The organism is Escherichia sp. MOD1-EC7011 (assembly GCF_002965005.1).
Taxonomy (GTDB): domain Bacteria; phylum Pseudomonadota; class Gammaproteobacteria; order Enterobacterales; family Enterobacteriaceae; genus Escherichia; species Escherichia ruysiae.
This window is the reverse complement of the sequence record NZ_PTRD01000021.1, coordinates 50,881-72,120: the sequence shown is the minus strand read 5'-3', so window position 1 is coordinate 72,120 and position 21,240 is coordinate 50,881. Positions and strand designations below refer to the sequence as shown.

At 51.1% G+C, this 21,240-nt stretch carries 20 protein-coding genes; 2 read left to right on the top strand and 18 right to left on the bottom strand.

Annotated features, from left to right (window positions below; genetic code table 11):
- Positions 1 to 307: 307 nt before the first annotated feature.
- Positions 308 to 1,054, bottom strand: coding sequence for a copper homeostasis protein CutC (cutC, locus tag A7098_RS10520; protein ID WP_105280761.1), 747 nt, complete (start codon positions 1,052 to 1,054; stop codon positions 308 to 310).
- Between the two features lie 13 nt (positions 1,055 to 1,067).
- The gene (locus A7098_RS10515; protein WP_105280760.1) at positions 1,068 to 1,634 is read right to left on the bottom strand and encodes a VOC family protein; all 567 of its coding nucleotides are present in this window, start codon (positions 1,632 to 1,634) and stop codon (positions 1,068 to 1,070) included.
- A gap of 214 nt (positions 1,635 to 1,848) precedes the next feature.
- Between A7098_RS10515 and argS the strand changes: the two genes are divergently transcribed.
- On the top strand, positions 1,849 to 3,582 hold the full coding sequence (gene argS, locus A7098_RS10510; protein ID WP_001025326.1) for an arginine--tRNA ligase: 1,734 nt from the start codon (positions 1,849 to 1,851) through the stop codon (positions 3,580 to 3,582).
- Between the two features lie 52 nt (positions 3,583 to 3,634).
- On the opposite strand, the gene flhe is transcribed toward argS, so the two are convergent.
- The 14 genes from flhe to flhD all read right to left on the bottom strand — a co-directional run bounded on the left by flhe (position 3,635) and on the right by flhD (position 17,732).
- The gene (flhe, locus tag A7098_RS10505) at positions 3,635 to 4,027 is read right to left on the bottom strand and encodes a flagellar protein FlhE (protein WP_105280759.1); all 393 of its coding nucleotides are present in this window, start codon (positions 4,025 to 4,027) and stop codon (positions 3,635 to 3,637) included.
- On the bottom strand, positions 4,027 to 6,105 hold the full coding sequence (flhA, locus tag A7098_RS10500) for a flagellar biosynthesis protein FlhA (RefSeq protein WP_000067001.1): 2,079 nt from the start codon (positions 6,103 to 6,105) through the stop codon (positions 4,027 to 4,029). The genes flhe and flhA overlap by 1 nt, the downstream gene beginning before the upstream one ends.
- Positions 6,098 to 7,246, bottom strand: coding sequence for a flagellar biosynthesis protein FlhB (flhB, locus tag A7098_RS10495; protein WP_105280762.1), 1,149 nt, complete (start codon positions 7,244 to 7,246; stop codon positions 6,098 to 6,100). The genes flhA and flhB overlap by 8 nt, the downstream gene beginning before the upstream one ends.
- Positions 7,247 to 7,447: 201 nt before the next feature.
- The gene (cheZ, locus tag A7098_RS10490) at positions 7,448 to 8,092 is read right to left on the bottom strand and encodes a protein phosphatase CheZ (RefSeq protein WP_105280758.1); all 645 of its coding nucleotides are present in this window, start codon (positions 8,090 to 8,092) and stop codon (positions 7,448 to 7,450) included.
- 10 nt (positions 8,093 to 8,102) lie between these two features.
- Positions 8,103 to 8,492, bottom strand: a complete 390-nt coding sequence (cheY, locus tag A7098_RS10485; protein ID WP_000763855.1) for a chemotaxis response regulator CheY — start codon at positions 8,490 to 8,492, stop codon at positions 8,103 to 8,105.
- A gap of 14 nt (positions 8,493 to 8,506) precedes the next feature.
- The gene (gene cheB, locus A7098_RS10480) at positions 8,507 to 9,556 is read right to left on the bottom strand and encodes a protein-glutamate methylesterase/protein glutamine deamidase (protein ID WP_000036399.1); all 1,050 of its coding nucleotides are present in this window, start codon (positions 9,554 to 9,556) and stop codon (positions 8,507 to 8,509) included.
- A gap of 2 nt (positions 9,557 to 9,558) precedes the next feature.
- Positions 9,559 to 10,419: a protein-glutamate O-methyltransferase CheR gene (gene cheR, locus A7098_RS10475; protein ID WP_105280757.1), complete on the bottom strand. Its 861-nt coding sequence runs from the start codon at positions 10,417 to 10,419 to the stop codon at positions 9,559 to 9,561.
- Between the two features lie 148 nt (positions 10,420 to 10,567).
- Positions 10,568 to 12,229 (bottom strand): methyl-accepting chemotaxis protein II, encoded by a 1,662-nt coding sequence (gene tar, locus A7098_RS10470; protein ID WP_105280756.1) that lies wholly within the window; start codon positions 12,227 to 12,229, stop codon positions 10,568 to 10,570.
- Positions 12,230 to 12,373: 144 nt separating this feature from the next.
- Positions 12,374 to 12,877 (bottom strand): chemotaxis protein CheW, encoded by a 504-nt coding sequence (gene cheW, locus A7098_RS10465; RefSeq protein ID WP_000147302.1) that lies wholly within the window; start codon positions 12,875 to 12,877, stop codon positions 12,374 to 12,376.
- 20 nt (positions 12,878 to 12,897) lie between these two features.
- Positions 12,898 to 14,862: a chemotaxis protein CheA gene (gene cheA, locus A7098_RS10460; RefSeq protein ID WP_105280755.1), complete on the bottom strand. Its 1,965-nt coding sequence runs from the start codon at positions 14,860 to 14,862 to the stop codon at positions 12,898 to 12,900.
- Between the two features lie 4 nt (positions 14,863 to 14,866).
- Entirely contained in the window at positions 14,867 to 15,793 is a 927-nt protein-coding gene (gene motB / locus A7098_RS10455) for a flagellar motor protein MotB (RefSeq protein ID WP_000788499.1), read from the bottom strand.
- Positions 15,790 to 16,677, bottom strand: coding sequence for a flagellar motor stator protein MotA (gene motA / locus A7098_RS10450; protein WP_105280754.1), 888 nt, complete (start codon positions 16,675 to 16,677; stop codon positions 15,790 to 15,792). The genes motB and motA overlap by 4 nt, the downstream gene beginning before the upstream one ends.
- A gap of 123 nt (positions 16,678 to 16,800) precedes the next feature.
- Positions 16,801 to 17,379: a flagellar transcriptional regulator FlhC gene (gene flhC / locus A7098_RS10445; RefSeq protein ID WP_001291590.1), complete on the bottom strand. Its 579-nt coding sequence runs from the start codon at positions 17,377 to 17,379 to the stop codon at positions 16,801 to 16,803.
- Positions 17,380 to 17,381: 2 nt separating this feature from the next.
- Positions 17,382 to 17,732 carry a flagellar transcriptional regulator FlhD gene (flhD, locus tag A7098_RS10440; RefSeq protein WP_001516558.1) on the bottom strand — a complete coding sequence of 117 codons (351 nt, stop codon included), beginning with the start codon at positions 17,730 to 17,732 and terminating at the stop codon, positions 17,382 to 17,384.
- A 776-nt stretch (positions 17,733 to 18,508) separates the two neighbouring features.
- Between flhD and uspC the strand changes: the two genes are divergently transcribed.
- On the top strand, positions 18,509 to 18,937 hold the full coding sequence (uspC, locus tag A7098_RS10435) for a universal stress protein UspC (RefSeq protein WP_000122665.1): 429 nt from the start codon (positions 18,509 to 18,511) through the stop codon (positions 18,935 to 18,937).
- Between the two features lie 6 nt (positions 18,938 to 18,943).
- Here uspC and otsA read toward each other — a convergent pair whose 3' ends face one another.
- Both otsA and otsB read right to left on the bottom strand, forming a co-directional pair.
- On the bottom strand, positions 18,944 to 20,368 hold the full coding sequence (otsA, locus tag A7098_RS10430) for an alpha,alpha-trehalose-phosphate synthase (RefSeq protein ID WP_105280753.1): 1,425 nt from the start codon (positions 20,366 to 20,368) through the stop codon (positions 18,944 to 18,946).
- Positions 20,343 to 21,146, bottom strand: coding sequence for a trehalose-phosphatase (gene otsB, locus A7098_RS10425; protein WP_000138760.1), 804 nt, complete (start codon positions 21,144 to 21,146; stop codon positions 20,343 to 20,345). The genes otsA and otsB overlap by 26 nt, the downstream gene beginning before the upstream one ends.
- Between the last annotated feature and the right edge of the window lie 94 nt (positions 21,147 to 21,240).

The following is a 21,240-nucleotide window of genomic DNA, read 5'->3' as shown; positions in this document are numbered from 1 at the left end:
ACAACACTGCCTGAAATAATCGACAAAGAATATGATTTATTGCAATTTAACCATTAATTATTAAAGAAGAAACCAGCCGTTATTTTTTAATATATATTTGGCAGTTTTAATAATTTAAATTACATAGTTAATATGAATATATATAACATTTTTAGTAGCATGATTTGGCGCGCTATTACGAAGTCGATATGACACGGCAACTGTTCATTTTTCATACTTCTCAAGGATAAAAAAAGGCCCCTGTTGAATGGGCAGGGGCCTGGTACGAGCAAGCATCATATTGGGCGACATGATGCAACGGTAAAAATCATTTGGCCTGATGGCGCTCAATGATTCCTTTCATTTCAGCAACCGCCGTCCCGTCTACGACATAACGCGAATACTCGTCCGCGTGTGCATCCGATGACATGGACAATCCCTGATTACGATAACGCATCGGTGAGGCTTGCCACGCTCCTGCAGAGCTATGGACTTCCAGCACCCCGGCATCGAGGAAATGGTGCAGGTTTTCTGCACGGACTCCTGCTCCGGCCATGATGATTGGAACATCACCATAGGCAATAAGTTCCATAATTTTTGATAAACCTTGCAGTGCATCAGATTTTTGCCCCGATGTCAGCACCCTGGCAACGCCTAATTCAGCAAGGTTATTCAATGTATTTAAAGGGTTAGCGCACATATCGAAGGCACGATGAAAAGTGATGGCCAGCGGACCAGCAGCCGCCATTATTTTTTCCATTCGTGGCATATCGACATTACCATCAACATCCAGAAGGCCTGTCACCAGTCCAGGAAATCCTAATTCACGCACTGTGCGGATATCTTCAAGAATGGCGGCAAACTCGCCGTCGCTGTAGCAAAAATCGCCACCGCGTGGGCGGATGATCGGATGTACGGGGATCGTAACATGCTGGCGCACGGACTTCAGAACGCCCAGTGACGGCGTTAGCCCCCCTTCTTTCGGTGCCGCACACAATTCTATTCTGTCGGCACCGTTTTGCTGCGCCGTCAGCGCGCATTCCATGCTGTAACAGCAAATTTCCAGTAATGCCATTTTTGCTCCTTAATTACGCCGACTGCTCGCTGGCAACGATCTCTTCAATGGACCATGGATGAAATTTTATCGTCGTTTTACCATCGGTGACCGCCAGCGTTGGATTCGGTAATCGTTCATGCTCACCTTTTGGCGAACTGGTTTTAATCGAGATCCCCGGCAGGCTTAGTCCTTCATCAGAAAGCAACGCCAGCGCGCGGGCATTCAGCGTTTCCGGCTCTCCTGGCAGAACAATTTCGATATGTTCCCAACCTTCATGCGGGTAGCGTTTTTCCCCTGGCCACGGCAACTCAACAATCGAAAACTGCCAGTGAGCAACCTGTACCGGTTCACGCAATTTAAACAGGCAGATCGGTCTGCCATTGATCATATTTTCTGACAGGAGTTCGCCGCACTGTTCAAACCCGCGACGCCAGCGTTCAGCGGTGGCGTTTTGATGGCACCGCAAAGAAATGTGATCGGCAGTCAGCGGAGTAATATCCAGCCCCAGACGCCGTGAAAGTTCGTCTAATGCGTGGATAAATCGCGGTAAATCCGTTGCAATATCCTGCAACTCGTCGATAGATTGCCAGTTCGCCATAATCACTCTTCGTCTTCGGTAAAAGCGTTAATTTACCCTGTTGCCCTGCGCCAACCAACCGCTGATTTCACGCCGCTCCTGATGCAATAGTGAAAACGGCAATACGCCACGCGCACGTTGCTGACGAAAACAGCCATTTGCAGTATACTCCCGCCCTAATTTCTTTAACTGGTGCGGGCAATTTTTGCTCGCTTCATCAATGTAAGGTATTCCGGTGAATATTCAGGCTCTTCTCTCAGAAAAAGTCCGTCAGGCCATGATTGCGGCAGGCGCGCCTGCGGATTGCGAACCGCAGGTTCGTCAGTCAGCAAAAGTTCAGTTCGGCGACTATCAGGCTAACGGCATGATGGCAGTTGCTAAAAAACTGGGTATGGCACCGCGACAATTAGCAGAGCAGGTGCTGACTCATCTGGATCTTAACGGTATCGCCAGCAAAGTTGAGATCGCCGGTCCTGGCTTTATCAACATTTTCCTTGATCCGGCATTCCTGGCTGAACATGTTCAGCAGGCGCTGGCGTCCGATCGTCTCGGTGTTGCTACGCCAGAAAAACAGACCATTGTGGTTGACTACTCCGCGCCAAACGTGGCGAAAGAGATGCACGTCGGTCATCTGCGTTCCACTATCATTGGTGACGCGGCAGTACGTACTCTGGAGTTCCTCGGTCACAAAGTGATTCGTGCTAACCACGTCGGCGACTGGGGCACTCAGTTCGGTATGCTGATTGCATGGCTGGAAAAGCAGCAGCAGGAAAACGCCGGTGAAATGGAGCTGGCTGACCTTGAAGGTTTCTACCGCGATGCGAAAAAGCATTACGATGAAGATGAAGAGTTCGCCGAGCGCGCACGTAACTACGTGGTAAAACTGCAAAGCGGTGACGAATACTTCCGCGAGATGTGGCGCAAACTGGTCGACATCACCATGACGCAGAACCAGATCACCTACGATCGTCTCAACGTAACACTGACCCGTGATGACGTGATGGGTGAAAGCCTCTACAACCCAATGCTGCCGGGTATCGTGGCGGATCTGAAAGCCAAAGGTCTGGCAGTAGAAAGCGAAGGCGCAACCGTCGTATTCCTTGATGAGTTCAAAAACAAGGAAGGCGAACCGATGGGCGTGATCATTCAGAAGAAAGATGGCGGCTATCTCTACACCACCACCGATATCGCCTGTGCGAAGTACCGTTACGAGACGCTACATGCCGATCGCGTGCTGTATTACATCGACTCCCGTCAGCATCAACACCTGATGCAGGCGTGGGCGATCGTCCGTAAAGCAGGCTACGTGCCGGAATCCGTACCGCTGGAGCACCACATGTTCGGCATGATGCTGGGTAAAGACGGCAAGCCGTTTAAAACCCGTGCTGGCGGTACGGTGAAACTGGCCGATCTGCTGGATGAAGCCCTGGAGCGTGCACGTCGTCTGGTGGCAGAGAAGAACCCGGATATGCCAGCCGACGAGCTGGAAAAACTGGCCAATGCCGTGGGTATCGGTGCGGTGAAATACGCGGATCTCTCCAAAAACCGCACCACCGACTACATCTTCGACTGGGACAACATGCTGGCGTTTGAGGGTAATACTGCGCCGTACATGCAATATGCCTACACCCGTGTATTGTCCGTGTTCCGTAAAGCAGAAATTAACGAAGAACAACTGGCTGCCGCTCCGGTAATCATTCGTGAAGATCGTGAAGCGCAACTGGCAGCTCGCCTGTTGCAGTTTGAAGAAACCCTCACTGTGGTTGCCCGTGAAGGCACGCCGCACGTGATGTGTGCTTATCTGTACGATCTGGCCGGTCTGTTCTCTGGCTTCTACGAGCACTGCCCGATCCTTAGCGCAGAAAACGAAGAAGTGCGTAACAGCCGTCTGAAACTGGCGCAACTGACGGCGAAGACGCTGAAACTGGGTCTGGATACGCTGGGTATTGAGACGGTAGAGCGTATGTAATCGCGTTATACCGCAAAGGCCGATGTCGTTGCAGACATCGGCTTTTTTATCACTAACGGTAATTCACAATCACTTCATTACGTTGTACCTTCAGCGGCGGAATTAACCGCCCACCGCCAGGCACTTCCCAGATAAATCGCAACGGTTCTGCCGCCGGTATACCGGAAAAGGCCACAGTGCTCCCGCTCTGCCCGTCTAATTCGACACAACGAGATAGTGAACACAAGCGTACCCGCAGCCCCGATGGTGTCGGGCCGATAAGCTGATAACGCCACGCCACCAGCGTCATCAATCCTGATGCTGGTTGTCGCGAAGAAAGAGGCGCTGACGACATCGACTCACCACGATGATTTAGCGTAACGCCCACACTACTTGTCTGCCACATCCCCTCCCCGGCGGCTTGTACAACCAGCGGAAACAACAATATCGCCAGTAAGATCCTCATTATTTACCCCCAATAGTCGCCGTCATCCGAATCTGCCGGTTATCAGAGAGTTCGAGATTCGACAGTACCACCAGTTGCGGCAGGCTACGGCGCAGAAAGCGAGACAATAGCGGACGCAGCGCGTGGTTCACCAACAGTACTGGCGGCGCACCCAGCATCTCCTGACGGGATAATGCTTCCTGGGTCTGTGCCAGCAAACGATCCGCCAGCCCCGGTTCCAGTCCGCCACCGCCCTGCAACGCCTGTAACAGTAAACGCTCCAGTGGCGTGTCCAGACCGATAACGTGAACTTCATCTTTACCGGGGAACCACTGCTGAGTAATTGCCCGCCCCAGCGCCACGCGCACGACGGCGGTTAATTCATGCGGATCGCTCTGGATAGGCGCATGTTCCGCCAGCGTTTCAAGAATGGTGCGCATATCGCGGATCGGTACTTTTTCATCAAGCAGGTTTTGTAGCACTTTATGCAGCGTGGTAAGCGTGATAACGCCAGGAACCAAATCCTCCGTCAGTTTTGGCATCTCCTGCGCCACGCGATCCAGTAACTGCTGCGCCTCCTGACGACCAAACAGTTCTGCGGCATGTTGACTAATGAGGTGGTTAAGATGCGTTGCCACCACTGTACTGGCTTCAACCACCGTATATCCCTGAATCTGCGCTTGTTCTTTTAGCGCACTTTCGATCCAGATAGCATTAAGACCAAATGCCGGATCGACAGTCACTTCACCGGGTAGCGTCCCGGCGGCTGTTCCTGGGTTAATGGCCAGCCAGCGCCCCGGATAAGCATCACCACTGCCAATCTCAACGCCTTTCATCAAGATACGATAGCGGGCAGGCTGTAGATCCATATTGTCGCGGATGTGCACCACTGGCGGTAGAAAGCCCATCTCCTGAGCAAATTTCTTGCGAATACTGCGAATACGACCAAGCAACTCGCCATCCTGCTGAAAATCGACCATCGGGATCAGCCGATAACCCACTTCCATTCCCAGAGAATCTTCCAGTTGCACATCGTTCCAGGTCGCTTCGACAACGGCATTATTTTCCGCCATCTTCACTGGTTTCGGTTCAGCGGGCGCTTTTTGTTCACGTCCACGAACCCACCATGCCAGCCCCAGCAATCCCGCTGTGAACAGTAAAAATACCAGGTTTGGCATTCCCGGCACCAGCCCCAGTAAACCGAGCACTGCGGCACTTAACAACATGACGCTGGGGTTACTGAAAAGCTGATTCACCATCTGCTCGCCAACGTCCTGATCGGTACTGACTCGCGTAACGATAACCCCCGCAGCGGTAGAAATAACCAGCGCAGGTATTTGCGCGACCAGACCATCACCGATGGTCAACAGCGTATAACTTTCCGCTGCATGACCCATACTCATGCCATGTTGCAACACCCCAACCAGCAATCCGCCAACAACGTTAATGACCATGATGAGGATCCCGGCGATGGCGTCACCACGGACAAACTTACTCGCCCCGTCCATTGAGCCGTAAAAATCAGCTTCCTGGGTCACTTCTGAACGTCGCTTTTTTGCTTCATCTTCGCCAATCAGGCCAGCGTTGAGGTCGGCATCAATCGCCATCTGTTTTCCTGGCATTCCGTCGAGAACAAAGCGCGCACCCACTTCCGCGATACGTCCGGCACCTTTGGTAATGACCATAAAGTTGATGATCACGAGGATGACAAACACCACAATGCCGATGGCAAAGTTACCGCCCACGAGAAAATGACCAAATGCTTCAACCACCTTCCCTGCCGCCGCCGCGCCAGTATGCCCTTCCATCAAAATGATACGCGTGGAAGCCACATTAAGCGCCAGACGCAGCAGCGTGGTAAACAACAGAATGGTCGGAAACGCGGCAAACTCAAGCGTGCGCTGGGTAAACATCGCCACCAGCAACACCATAATCGACAAGGCAATGTTGAAAGTGAACAGCAGGTCGAGAATGAATGCGGGCAGTGGCAGCACCATCATCGACAAGATCAGCAGGATCAAAATAGGTCCGGCAAGGATCTGCCACTGTGTCGATTTCAGGTTTGCGGGCAGGCGCAGCATCGCGGCCAGATTACTCATGGGACGGTTTCTCGTTGATAAAATCCAGGGCTTCCGGCACCGGAAGATGAGTGGGTTGTTCAGGACGTTGTCCACCGGCCAGACGCCAGCGTTTCAGTTGCCAGACCCAGGCCAGCACTTCCGCCACGGCGGCATACAGTTGACCGGGAATTTGTTGGCCGATTTCTGCGTGTCGATACAGCGCGCGCGCCAGCGGCGGCGCTTCAAGAGTCGGGACGTTATTTTCAGCGGCGATTTCACGAATGCGTAACGCCACCAGCCCCGCGCCTTTAGCAACAACTTTCGGCGCGCTCATTTTGTTTTCGTCATACTGCAATGCCACTGAGTAGTGAGTTGGGTTATTAACAATGACGTCCGCTTTCGGCACATCGGCCATCATCCGACGCCGCGCGGCAGCACGCTGCATCTGACGAATTCGCCCTTTGACATGCGGATCGCCTTCGCTTTGTTTGAACTCATCACGAATATCCTGCCGTGACATACGCAGCTTTTTCAGGTGGCTGAAAATTTGAAAAAAGACGTCAAATCCCACCATCGGAATGACACCAAGCACCACTAAAAGTGCACACAACCCCACAACATCCATCGCGTTAGCCATTGCGGTAATGGGTGACTGCGCCATTAAGCGCATCATCTGCGGCCAGTGATGCCAGAGATAAAAGCCAGTAACGCAGCCAACCAGTGTAGATTTCAGGATAGCTTTCAGCAGCTCCGCGCCAGTTTGCGCCGAGAAAATACGTTTAATGCCCGGTAGTGGGTTGAGTTTGGAAAACTTCGGTTGCAATGATTTACCACTATATACCAGCCCCCCCAGCATGACCGGCGAAATGAGCGCCACCAGCACCACACCGCTAATCAGCGGCAACAGTGCAAGCATGGCTTCTCTGATCAGCAAAATAATCTGTCCGAGAATGAGGTTGGGGTCATTGATGATGCTGTGATCAAAATGCAGCCCGGCGGAGAGCATCCCCGACAACCGCCGTGCCAGAGACGCGCCACCAAACCAAATAACACACACGCCCACCAGTAAAATGAGCAGTGAGGTCAGCTCACGGGAGCGCGGGATCTGCCCCTCTTCCCGCGCTTTTTCAAGTCGGTGAGGTGTGGGAGCTTCTGTTTTGTCGTCGCTCTCGTCAGACACGTCGCCAATCCTGGAAATGGTAATAAGCGTGAATAATGCCAGAGCGGAAAGCATTCAATGCCTGGAATAAGTGGCAAAACAGGTGGGCTTTAGGGCTTTTACCGCAGTACATCAGACAGGGCGCACGTTTGTCGGATGTGGCGTAAACGCCTTATCCGACCGCCTGATATGACGCGGTCACGTCACATCAGGCAATACAAATCAAAACCCAAGACTATCCAACAAATCGTCCACCTGATCCTGACTGGCAACCACACCGGCTTTGCTGGTATCGACCTGTGGTCCGTTAAGCAAACTCTGGTTTTCACGTTTCGGACGCGCATCCTGTTCCGGGATATTTTCCAGCAGCACCATCAACAACTGGCGTTCAATTTCCTGAATCACATCCATCATCCGTTTAATCACCTGCCCGGTGAGATCCTGAAAATCCTGCGCCATCATAATTTCCAGTAACTGCGCGTTTGTGAAGCTGGTATGAGCGGGCACATCCGCCAGAAATTGCCGCGTATCTGTCACCAGTTCACGGGCGTCGGCAAGGTCAATCGGATCGGCGAACCAGTCATCCCAGCGTTGGGCTAATGCTTTTGCCGATTCCTCCATTTCATCCTGATGCGGTTGTGACGCCTCAACGCTATTCAGCGCCCGCTCTGCGGCCTGCGCAGTCATCTGCACAACGTAGAACAAGCGATCGCGGGCATCAGGGATGGCTTCCGCAGCTTCGGCTATCGCCTGATCCAGTCCCAGCTCGCGCAGGCTGTCACGCAGCATACGTGTCAGGCTGCCGATGCGCGCGATGATATCGCCGGCTGCATGTTCATCAGCAGGTTTGATTGATGGTTGCATCATAGTCGCATCCTCACATGCCCAGTTTCTCAAAGATTTTGTTGAGTTTTTCCTCCAGCGTCGCGGCGGTAAATGGCTTAACCACATAGCCACTGGCCCCCGCTTGTGCTGCCGCGATAATGTTCTCTTTCTTCGCCTCAGCGGTCACCATCAGCACTGGCAACGCCGACATCGCACCATCAGCACGAATGGTTTTCAGCAACTCCAGACCATCCATATTCGGCATATTCCAGTCGGAAATCACAAAGCCATAACCGCCTGCCTGTAACTTGTTGAGAGCATCAGCGCCATCTTCCGCTTCCTCAACATTGTTGAAACCCAGCTCTTTCAGCAGGTTACGCACAATGCGTCGCATGGTGGAAAAGTCATCCACAACCAAAAATTTAAGTTCTTTATCCGCCATTTCACACTCCTGATTTAAATACGTATCGCCTGTCCGACACTGATTTTCGCCAGCATTTGCTGGCTTACCTGGCTAAGATCGACCACTTCGCAGACGCCCCCCAGATTGATGGCCTCGCGCGGCATACCGAACACCACACAGCTTGCTTCGTTTTGCGCAAGGGTCCATGCCCCCGCCTGACGCATCGCCAACATTCCCGCCGCACCGTCGTTGCCCATACCGGTGAGGATCACTCCAACCGCGTTGCGCCCCGCCTGTCTGGCGACAGAATGAAACAACACATCCACCGACGGTCGATGGCGGTTAACCGCCGGGCCATCGTGAATTTTGATTTGATAGTTCGCGCCGCTGCGCGCCAGTTCCATATGTCGATCGCCCGGTGCGATATAGGCATGTCCCGGCAAAACACGTTCTCCGTCTTCGGCCTCTTTAACACCGATTTGACACAGTTTATTCAGGCGGTCGGCAAAAGAACGGGTAAAGCCAGGCGGCATATGCTGGGTGATTAACAGTGCCGGGCTGGAAAGCGGTAGCGGCTGCAATACGTGCCGAATTGCCTCGGTGCCCCCCGTTGAAGCACCAATCGCAATCAGTTTTTCTGAACTCAACAACGGCCCCGCCTTCAGCGTTGCCGGAGCCGATAATGGTTTATGCGCCGCGAGGCTCGCCCTCGACGCCGTACGCACCTTTTCAGCGATCATTTCGCTGTACGCCAGCATCCCTTCTCGAATACCCAGTTGCGGTTTAGTGACAAAATCAATCGCCCCCAACTCCAGCGCACGCAGCGTCACTTCAGAACCTTTGCCGGTCAGAGAAGAAACCATCACAACGGGCATTGGACGCAAACGCATTAATTTTTCGAGGAAATCCAGTCCATCCATCCGTGGCATTTCAACATCCAGCGTCAGCACATCGGGGTTGAATTTCTTAATCAAATCTCGCGCGACCAGCGGATCGGGCGCCGTTGCCACCATTTCCATATCGCTATGGCTGTTGATGATTTCCGTCATGATCTGGCGCATCAGTGCCGAATCATCGACAGACAACACCCTGATTTTGCTCATGGTTAATCCTTACTTAGCGCATACACCGTCTGCCCACGCAGCGTGAAGCTGCGCTCAAGGTGGCTGAAATTTTCAGAGTGCCCCGCAAACAGCAATCCGTCAGGTTTAAGTAGTGGCACGAAGCGGCGCAAAATCTCCTGTTGGGTCGTTTGATCAAAGTAGATCATGACGTTACGGCAGAAGATCGCATCAAACGGCCCCGGTACGGTGTACTGTTTCGCCAACAAATTCAGCGGGGAAAAATCGACATAGCTCGCCAGTTCCTGGCGCACACGCACCAGCCCTTCATGCGGCCCCGTGCCGCGCATGAAGTAACGCTGGAGTTGTTGTGGCGTCAGGTTTTTCAGTTCTTCATGGCGATAAATGCCGCTTCTGGCTTTTTCCAGCACTTCGGTGTCGATATCACTGGCGAACACTTTCCAGCGTCCAGGCGTGGTGCCTAATGTGTCCGCCAGCGTCATGGCAATGCTGTACGGCTCTTCACCAGTCGACGCCGCCGCGCTCCATACACGATATTCCCCAGAACGACGGCGAGCGTGAGCCGCGAGCAGTGGGAAATGATGCTCTTCACGGAAAAATGCCGTCAGGTTGGTAGTCAGCGAGTTAATAAATGCCTGCCACTCGCCGCTAAGCTGATTAGATTCCAGCATGTTCAGATAATGACCAAAATCGGCCAGTCCTAGCGAGCGCAAACGGCGTATCAACCGGTTGTAGACCATGTCACGCTTGTGGTCGGCCAGAACAATCCCCGCACGTTGATAGATCAATTGACTTATCCGCCGAAAATGAACGTCGGAAAGCGCAAGGCGCTCGCTCATCTGTAACAATAAAGACGTTTGCCCACAGGGCTGAGATGATGTCATAGCGCCTTCTCAATCACTTCAGGAAACCACTGGCACAGCCTGTAACTGCACCGATTGTGTTGTAATAGCGCCACCAGAAACGATAAGCGCGACGTTCTGTTGCATCATCAGCCTCATCTGGCGGCAATGGCGCTTGAGTAAATACCCATCAAAATGTTTCCCAGTTTGGCTCTTGTTCAGCGATACGCCGCCGCGACTGCGCAGGTGATTGCTCACTGGCAGGCTGGGATTTTAGTGGTGGTTTGTGGTTTAGCTGACTGGCTGCCAGACGAAATGCGGATACTGCCTGCGTTAAACGACCGGCCTGCTCTTCCAGTGCGGCAGCAGCGGCGGCTGACTCCTGCACCAACGAGGCATTCTGTTGAGTGACGCGATCCATTTCCGACACGGCCAGCGCAACTTGATCAATGCCACGGCTCTGCTCATCGGAGGCTGAAGCAATTTCCCCCATAATGTCGGTGACGCGCGTAACCGCATTAACGATATTCGTCATCGTTTCCCCGGCGCTTTCGACCAGCACAGAACCGGTATCAACGCGGGAAACTGAGTCTTCTATCAGAGCTTTGATCTCTTTTGCTGCCTGGGCGCTGCGACTGGCAAGATTACGCACTTCACCCGCCACCACAGCAAAACCACGCCCCTGTTCCCCGGCACGCGCGGCTTCAACAGCGGCATTCAGTGCGAGGATATTGGTCTGGAAGGCAATGCCGTCGATTACGCTAATAATGTCGGCGATTTTCTTCGAACTGTCGGCGATTTCATGCATGGTTTTCACCACGCCATCCACCACTTTGCCGCCGTGCAGCGCGGTGTCGGAGGCACTTTGTGCCAGTTGCGAGGCCTGACGGGCGTTATCGGCGTTCTGTTTCACCGTCGCGGTGAGCTGTTCCATGCTGGCGGCAGTTTCTTCCAGCGCGGATGCCTGCTGTTCAGTGCGTGATGAAAGATCGGTATTGCCCACTGCAATTTCACGTGTACCGGCATAGATGGCGTCCGACCCCTGGCGCACATGGGTGACTGTGTCGGTCAAAGAACGCTGCATATGCGAAACGCTCTGCGCCAGTTCGCCCATTTCACTGCGCCCATCAATGATGAGGCTATTCGCCAGGTTACCACCGGCAATTTCGCGAATGTGAGCAATGATTTTCGCCAGCGGGGTAAGCAACATACGGCGGATGCCGTACCACGCCACCAGCAAAATCAATACCACCACCAGCGCGATAACCGCCAGTTGCCACTGGGAAAAGCGGTAATCTTCCGCATTGTTAGTGACGATATCGCGGTAAAGTTTTTCACTACTGAGGGCGTACTGAGCAAACGCTTCGCCCATCGCATTTTGCATTCCCTGAGTTGGTTGAGCGAAATAGGCGCCAGTATTGCCATAATCAAGATAATCAATCAGTTCAGTTAACGCTGTGTGATAGTTTTTGTATTTTTCATCAATATTACGACTGGTGGCGACCATTTCAGGTAACGGTGCCATGCTTTTGAATTTTTTAAAATGAGTCGCTGCCTGGGCCAATGTTTTCCTGGCGCTATCAAGCAATTCAACTTTGGCGTTACTTTGTTGATTGGATGAATCCATCATCATCCGCACCGCCGAACGGCTCAAATTAATGCGCGTTTGTAGCATTAAATCCCAGGTTGAGGTTAGCTCACTCTGTTGTTCCCGTAGTTCATTGGAAACGACAAAGCTTTTCTGGCTATGGTGAAGCGAAGAAAAAAACAAACTGCCGGAAATTAGCTGTAACAGTGCGAATACCCCCAGCACCATTACCAACAGCGTGACTACGCGGATACGGTTAATCATAAGGCACCTTCCTGAAAACAAGTTGATCTCGTTATCGGCAAGGAAGGGGGAAACTTTATTGCTGATGCCACCCGCCGCGAAATTGAAATAAAAAACCCGATGCGCAGATCATCGGGTTCATTTCAATTGAGGAAATCAGGAGAATTACGCCACTTCTGACGCCGCGCTATCTAACAGCGCCATCTCTTCGCTATTCAGCAGTTTTTCGATGTTCACCAGAATCAACATACGGTCGCCCAGTGCGCCCAATCCAGTGAGATATTCTGTTGAAAGCGTCACGGCAAATTCCGGTGCCGGACGAATTTGCTCCGCCGTCAATGAAAGAACGTCTGACACGCCATCAACCACAATACCGACCACACGCTGCCCCAGATTCAGGACGATGACCACCGTATTGTCGTTATAGTCCACATCCACCTGGCTGAACTTAATACGCAAGTCAACAATCGGCACAATAACACCGCGCAGGTTAGTGACACCTTTAATAAACGCAGGCGTGTTCGCAATCCGTGTTACCTGATCGTAGCCACGGATCTCCTGCACTTTCAGAATATCAATACCGTACTCTTCGTCACCGAGGGTAAATACCAGAAATTCCTGGCCTGACGGCTCGCTGGCCAGTTTTGTTACATTCGTCATACCGGTCATATTGTTACCTTTTTACTCATTCAGGCGGCGGTGTTCGCCATACGTTGTTCGCGGTTTATCGTCTGCAAGGCAGAAACATCAACAATCAGTGCCACGCTGCCGTCGCCGAGAATCGTTGCGGCGGATATTCCCGGGATTTTGCGATAGTTACTTTCCAGGTTTTTCACTACTACCTGGTGTTGACCAATTAATTGATCCACCAGCAAAGCGTAGCGGCGACCGCCACTTTGCAGGATCACCACAATTCCCTGAGTCGCTTCAGTTTTCGCGCCCGTGACGTTGAACACTTTCCACAGTTCGACGATGGGCAGATATTCACCACGTACTTCCAGTACCCGCTCGCCGCCCGCCAGTGGATGCAGATCGGCTTCACGGGGTTGCAGTGATTCCATGACGGCATTCAGCGGCAGAATGAAAACTTCATCTGCAACACGTACAGACATGCCATCGAGGATCGCCAGCGTCAGCGGCAGTAAAATGCGGATCGTAGTTCCTGCGCCCGGCGTCGATTTGATTTCGACATGACCGCCCATCTCCTGGATATTACGTTTGACGACATCCATACCAACGCCGCGTCCGGAGACATCGGTAACCTGCTCTGCTGTAGAAAAACCAGGAGCAAATATCAGCATTGCCACTTCGTCATCTGTCATGTTGTCGCTGACGGTCAGACCTTGTGAAACAGCTTTTGCCAGAATCCGTTCACGGTTTAGCCCCGCGCCATCGTCGGTCACTTCGATGCAGATGTTGCCGCCCTGATGTTCAGCAGACAGAACCAAATTTCCGACGCTATTTTTGCCTGCGGCGAGGCGTTTTTCCGGCAGTTCAATTCCGTGGTCGAGACTGTTGCGTACCAGATGGGTCAGCGGGTCAATAATGCGTTCTATCAGGCTCTTGTCGAGTTCAGTGGAACTGCCCACCAGCGTCAGTTCTACCTGTTTGCCGAGTTTTCCCGCCAGGTCACGTACCAGCCGGGGATAGCGACTAAAGACATATTCCATTGGCATCATGCGGATCGACATCACCGATTCCTGCAAATCACGGGCGTTACGTTGTAACTGACCCATGCTGGTAATCAAATCACCATGATTAACCGGGTCCAGTTCGCTCGAACGCTGAGCCAGCATCGACTGGGTGATGACCAGTTCGCCGACAAGGTTAATCAGTTGATCAACCTTCTCTACAGCCACACGGATACTGGTGGATTCGCTGCCGCGCGGCGGTTTTTCCCGTTCTGTCCGTACAACTGGCGCTTCTGCAACGGCAATTTTAAGCACCGGTGGCGCAGATACTTTTGCCGTAGACTCAACGCTTTCAAAGGCAATCTGATCGGCCTCAATGACAAAACAAAGCACCGCAGTAATGTCGTCTTCCGCAATATCTCCCGCTAATGTCGCCGATAACGAATCGGCTCCTTTCACCACGTCAGTCAACGTTGTCAGATGTCCCAGCTCTTCTTCCAGCAGATCGATTTCTCCCGCTTTCAGGCGCGAAAGGATAATTCGTCGCGGCGATTGGCGGCTATTCTGACCATCTTGCGGTTCATTTTTGGCAACCACACTTAATCGGGTCACTGCGGATACCGTTTCGCCTTTCGCTTCTAATGCCAGTTGACGCAAGGCCTGGCAGATATAATCGAAGCTGGCGGCCTCTGGCTCTTGTGACTGTTTATAAGCGTCGAGCTGTTCTTGCATGATGTCCTTCGTTTCCAAAAACAGATTGATAATGTCGGTATTAAGCTGCATCTCACCACGTCTGGCTTCATCGAGCAGGTTTTCCATCAGATGCGTGGTTTCCTGTAACACAGTAAAACCAAACGTTCCTGCCCCTCCTTTGATGGAATGAGCTGCACGAAAGATGGCATTCAACTGTTCGGCATCTGGCGATTCTGGCTGCAAATTAAGCAGATGCTGCTCCATATCGGCTAACAGTTCGTCCGCCTCATCAAAAAATGTCTGATAAAAATCGCTTATATCCATGCTCACGCTGTCACCTCGGTTCGGCTGATGGCATTGTGGGAACACTGACCTGCGGTGCGCTCCCTGTTTTTTCCAGAACACTTACCGGCTCATTCTGGCTTTCAGCGTTTTCATGCAAAATAGCTTGTTCTGCTTGTCTGTTCAGAACCAGCAGGCTGATTCGACGGTTGACGGCATCATCAGGTCCACGATCGCTCAAACGCATGGTGGCTGCCATGCCGACAACGCGCAGAATTTTGCCATCAGCCAGACCGCCCACCATTAGCTCACGGCGCGACGCATTGGCGCGTTCGGCAGAAAGCTCCCAGTTGCTATAGCCTTGCTCACCATTGGCGTAAGGGAAATCATCGGTATGACCGGAGAGACTGATACGGTTAGGAATACCGTTCAGCACAGGCGCAATACTCCGCAGAATGTCACGCATATAGGGTTCGACGTCAGCACTGCCGGTTTTAAACATCGGGCGATTCTGGCTGTCGATAATCTGAATTCGTAAACCTTCCTGCACCAGATCGATTTTGAGATGTGGACGCAGCGCCCGTAGTTTCGGGTCTGATTCGATAAGCTGGTCGAGATCGCCCCGCAATTTCCGCAGCCGACTTTGCTCCATGCGTTTTTTCAGTTCTTCAATGTCCGGTTGCTTATTCACTTCTCCCTGGCTTTGGGTGTAATCATCACCCCCGCCAGGAATTGGGCTTTCACTATTAGAAATGCGATCACCGCCCGTTACTGCCGTCGCCAGCGGCGTGCGGAAATATTCTGCAATCTGAATCAGCTCTTTTGGGCTGGAGATGGAGATCAGCCACATCACCAGAAAAAAAGCCATCATCGCAGTCATAAAGTCAGCATAAGCAATCTTCCACGATCCATGCGCCGAGCCGTGACTTTTCGCTTTGCGTCGCTTGACGACAATAATGGGATGCGCGTGATTCTTCATGCTTCCTCGGTTGTCGTCTGCTGTAGCGGATTTTTCACTGCACGAACGTGCTCTTCCAGTTCGACGAACGACGGGCGCTCGCTGGAGTAGAGCGTTTTGCGACCAAATTCAACCGCAATTGGCGGTGCATAACCGTTGAGATTAGAAAGCAGTATGACTTTGACGCACTGCATCATTTTGCTGGTCTCTGCGCTTTTCTGGCGCAAAACACTTGCCAGCGGGGAAATAAATCCATAAGCCAATAAGATACCGAGGAAAGTCCCCACCATCGCATGAGCAATCAACGCCCCCAGTTCGGCGGCAGGTCGGTCAGCCGAACCGAGCGCGTGAACCACTCCCATCACAGCCGCGACAATACCAAATGCCGGGAGCGAGTCACCGACCAGCGCCAGACTGTTTGCCGGGACTTCCGCCTCGCTTTCGTGAGTCTCGATCTCTTCATCCATCAAAGCTTCGATTTCAAAGGTATTCATGTGACCACTAATAATCAGGCGCAGATAATCGACAATAAAATCAAGCATGACGGCATCAGCCATAATGCGAGGATAACTGGCGAAGATCTCGCTCTCGCGAGGATTTTCAATATCGCGCTCCAACGAAAACATGCCCATCTGGCGTGATTTCGCCATTAGCCGGTAAAGCAGCGCCAGCAGATCCATATACATTGCTTTGGTGTATTTGGAGCGGCGAAACAGTAACGGCAGCGCCTTAAGCGTGCCTTTGATGGCTTTACCGTTGTTGCCGACAATAAACGACCCAATACCTGCACCGGCAATAATCACCAGTTCAGCGGGTTGATAAAGTGCTCCAAGGCTTCCGCCGGTCATCAAATAACCGCCGAAAACTGTACCGAGAACAACCAGGTAACCTAATAAGATAAGCACGACATCATCCTTTCACTGTTGACCATGACAGGATGTTCAGTCGTCAGGCGTTAACTTACGGTCGGGGAAAAAAGCAGCGACAATCAGTTGCCGCTGCTGGAATGTTTCGCCATATCGCGTGAGTTAAACAGCCTGTACTCTCTGTTCATCCAGCAGTTGAGGGATAATATCGGCAGGGTCTTGAGAAAGTTTACGTCTTTTTACCGCTCGTGATGGCGGCTGACATAAGCTGCAGGCAAAGCTGCCAACAGGCTGATGGGCATGGGTGATAAAATTACCGCCGCAGCACTTGCAACTGGAAAGTTGTAGTAAACCACTTTCAACAAATCGCACCAGTGTCCAGGCGCGTGTCAACGCCAGCAGCGGCCCATCTTCGGCTTGTGGACACTGTTCGAGGTATAAACGATAGGCTTTGATTACTGCATCGACGCCGTTACATAACCCTGTTTTCAGCAAAAACTGCCATGCATTACAAAACATCGACGCATGAACATTTTGTTCCCAGGTCATAAACCAGTCGGTGGAGAATGGCAGCATACCTTTCGGCGGCGGACTTCCGCGCAGTTCTTTATAGAGTTTGATCAGGCGTCCGCGACTTAATTGTGTTTCACTTTCCAGCATCTGCAAACGAGCGCCGAGAGTGATCAATTCCATTGCCAGCTGAATATCCCGGGCTTCCTGAACAATGCTTTTTTCGCTCATTATCAGGCCCTTTTTTTACGCAGCACTTCTTCGGGCTGATTAACATCATTCAACAAACGCGTAGAGAGCATGATACCGGTATGAACTTGCTGGAGATCGTCAACGCGGGAATCCTGCGTCAACTGATTAATAGTCTGGTGGCTGTCAAAGCGGAAATGACAAATCAGTTGATTGGTTTCTGCCAGTTTAACCATTTGCGGAAGCGTCAGCGTCGCTAACGTTGTTGCCATTTCTTCATTAATACCGAGACGAAACATGGCGGACGCTTTGTCCTGAACGATCAGACGTTGTGCAAGAAGTAAATATGACAAATTGATGTCATAAATATGTTTCAGCAACTCGGAGGTATGCATTATTCCCATCCAGAATAACTAACTTTATTTTTATGCGGTATCACCGCACCCCGTGATGTCGCCGGGAAATCCCGGTAAAAAGTAAATAACCATGGAATAGTTGCGATCAACGAAAAAACACAAGCATCGTAAGCGATGAAACAATCCCTTACAGAGAATAGTGTTTTTTACACTTAACTAAGATTTTTCCTAATTCGACGCAACTGTACTCGTCACCACTCACACATACAACGGAGCGACGCTGCGATTTTCGATAATGTGTGACTCAGATCACACAAAACACTCAATTACTTAACATTAATGTATAAGTCATACTTTTGTTTTGATGATATTTCATTCTGTTAAAAAGTTTTTCAGCGCCTCTGGCTTCAAAAATGAAGTAGAGGCATAAAATTATTATGTTGCGCACTGTTAATATAAATCACCGTAAATAACCATCTGTTATGTATGAAATAAATTTATTTATCCTCTATAACTTATTTTCAAACAGAGAGTTACATAACATGACCCAGTTCAAGTGAAAATAAAGCCGAGCCCTCCTCAAATGTTATATAAATGTTTTTCAAACATTAACCATTTGTTTTATAAGGAGAATAGATAATTTTACTTCTTACAGCCATACTGGCGATCGCATAATAACATTGCGGCACTAATTAATTATTCTTACTAGTAACCAGCCTAATATTTACCTTTTTGACTGAGTTGTTATTGCATCAATGCCTCATTCAGAGTAAAGCTGTAATAACACCTGAAGTTCACAGAATAAGGAGCAGGTTATGAGCTATACCAATGTTCTTGTTGCTGTAGCTGTCTCGCCAGAAAGCCAGCAACTGTTGACAAAAGCGGTCTCTATCGCCCGTCCGGTTAATGGGCGCATAAGTTTGATCACTCTCGCTTCCGACCCGGAAATCTTCAATCAATTAGCCGCACCGATGCTTGAAGATTTACGCAGCGTAATGCATGAAGAAACACAAAACTTTCTTGATAAATTAATAAAGGATGCGGGATATCCGGTAGAAGAGACATTTATTGCTTACGGTGAGTTAAGCGAACATATTCTGGCAGTGTGCCGTAAGCATAAATTCGATTTGGTGATTTGCGGCAATCATAACCACAGTTTCTTTTCGCGAGCATCCTGCTCAGCGAAAAGTGTGATTGCCTCAAGCGAGGTCGATGTACTACTGGTTCCGCTTAAGGGAGATTAACTGCCATTACGCCATTTTCGGAAAGGTAGCAACTTTATCGCGCTGCTGACTTTCCGCGCTTCGCGGAACTATCTGCTTTAGGTCGCGAATAAAATACTCCTGCCAGTGATTAATGTCGTTTTTCACAATAACTTCCAGCATTTCTGCATGGCGGGAAATACGTTCCGCCAGCGACATCGTCAACGCCCGATTGAGCGCCGCCGCAACTTCATCACGATCGTAGGGGTTTACAATTAACGCCGACGTCAGTTCGTTTGCCGCTCCGGCAAATTGCGAAAGTACCAGTACGCCCGGATTGGCAGGATCCTGTGCGGCAACATACTCTTTCGCGACCAGGTTCATTCCGTCGCGCAGCGGCGTCACTAATCCAACATCAGAATAGCGGAAGATTTTCATCAGTAATTTACGATCAAAATGCTGATTCAGATAATAAAGCGGCGTCCAGCCTAATTGACCATATTTGCCGTTAATTCTCCCGGCTTCATTTTCCAACTGATGACGAATATCCTGATACGCTTGCACATCACCACGCGACGTTGGCGCAATCTGGGTATAGCGAATTTTACCGTGATGTTGCGGATAGTTTTCCAGCAACGCTTCATAGGCGAGAAAACGCTCCGGCAAACCTTTGGAATAATCCAGTCGTTCGACAGAAAAGATATTTTGTACGTTTTTCAGTTCCGCTTTTAGTTGCGCCAGTTTTGCCGGCAATGGTCCGGCAGCCTGTTTGGCTATCTCATCTGGTTCAATGCCAATGGGGTAAACTTCGGTTCGAAACGCTTTGCCCCAGGCCGTATGGCTTTTTGAGCTACGCGTCGTAACGCGGGTCAGGTTAGAAAGGCAATCCAGGAACGCCAGGCGATCGTTCTCTGTCTGGAAACCCAGCAAATCATAATCACAAAGCTGTTCAAGCAAGGTGTCATACGTCGGCAGCGCATTGAATATTTCCGGCGTCGGGAAAGGAATATGCAGGAAGAAACCAATGCGATTATTCACCCCTCGTTTGCGTAATTCATGCGCAAATGGCAATAGGTGATAATCGTGAACCCAGATAATGTCATCGTCTTCTAGCAGCGGCAGTAATTTATCTGCCAGCAACGCATTTACGCGTAGATAGCCGTCCCAGGCAGGACGCTGAAATTGCACCAGATCGAGTCGATAATGAAATGCAGGCCAGAGAACGGCATTGGAGAATTGGTTGTAGTATTCGTCGAGATCCTGTTCGCTGAGGTTAAAAGAGGCCCAGGTAATATTTCCTTTTTTCACCTTTTTTAGCGGCTGATCCTCATTCCCCGTTTCGCCACTCCAGCCAAACCACAGTCCACCTGCAGCTTTCAGTGCACCCAGTATGCCGACAGCAAGGCCACCGGCACTGGCGGCGTGCTCGTCTGGTGGTGCAATCCGGTTAGATACTACGACTAAACGACTCATAGTCATCACTCCTGTTATTTTCTCTTTTTTGTTGTTGTAATGCGTTGGTTATCATTTCAAGCCAGCTCCAGACATCCGGCACGCCCGCCAGCCGCCATGATGCCTGAGTCGCTCCGGTGCCAATTTTCACTGACATTCCACCCAGTCGGTTAACGACCGCGAAGCCAGATTCATCGGTTAAATCATCGCCCAGAAAAACGGGCTTACGGCCGATAAAGGGAGCTTCCTGCATAAAGGCAGCAATCGCCTCCCCTTTACTGGTGTTTCCTGGTTTAATCTCGACGACACACTTTCCCTGCTGTAATGCCATTTGCGGCCAAATCTGGGTAATGCGTTGCGCTAATGTCAATAAGGCGTCTTCGTGCTGCGGCGCCTGACGATAGTGCAGCGCAAACGCCATCCCTTTCGCCTCCAGCTCCGCACCGGGATAGTGGCTGATTGCCGTATGCAGTTGAACACTAATATCGCGGGCAATCGCATCCGGCAGATGAACGATATGCGTTTTACCATTGATGTCACGGCGCTCCGCCCCATGCACACCCGCTAACGGGAAGCGATAAGGTTTTGCCAGTGCGTCAAGCTCGACCATTGAGCGCCCTGATATCAATGCCAATGCACCATCACTTGCGGCTGCCAGTAGCTGAAGTCCTTGCAGAATATTGTCAGGCACGACGACCTGATCGGGATGCGGTTTAATTTCCGCCAGCGTTCCATCGAGATCAAAAAACCAGGCATATTTCGCGGATAGTTCAGGGGGTTCGGTTAACGGTTCTGTCACCCGGTACTCCTCCTTATCTTTTTATAGTTCGCGCAGAACGCGCTTTACAGACATGTAAGTATAGACAGTGTGACGTAGCTCGCCATTTGCAAAA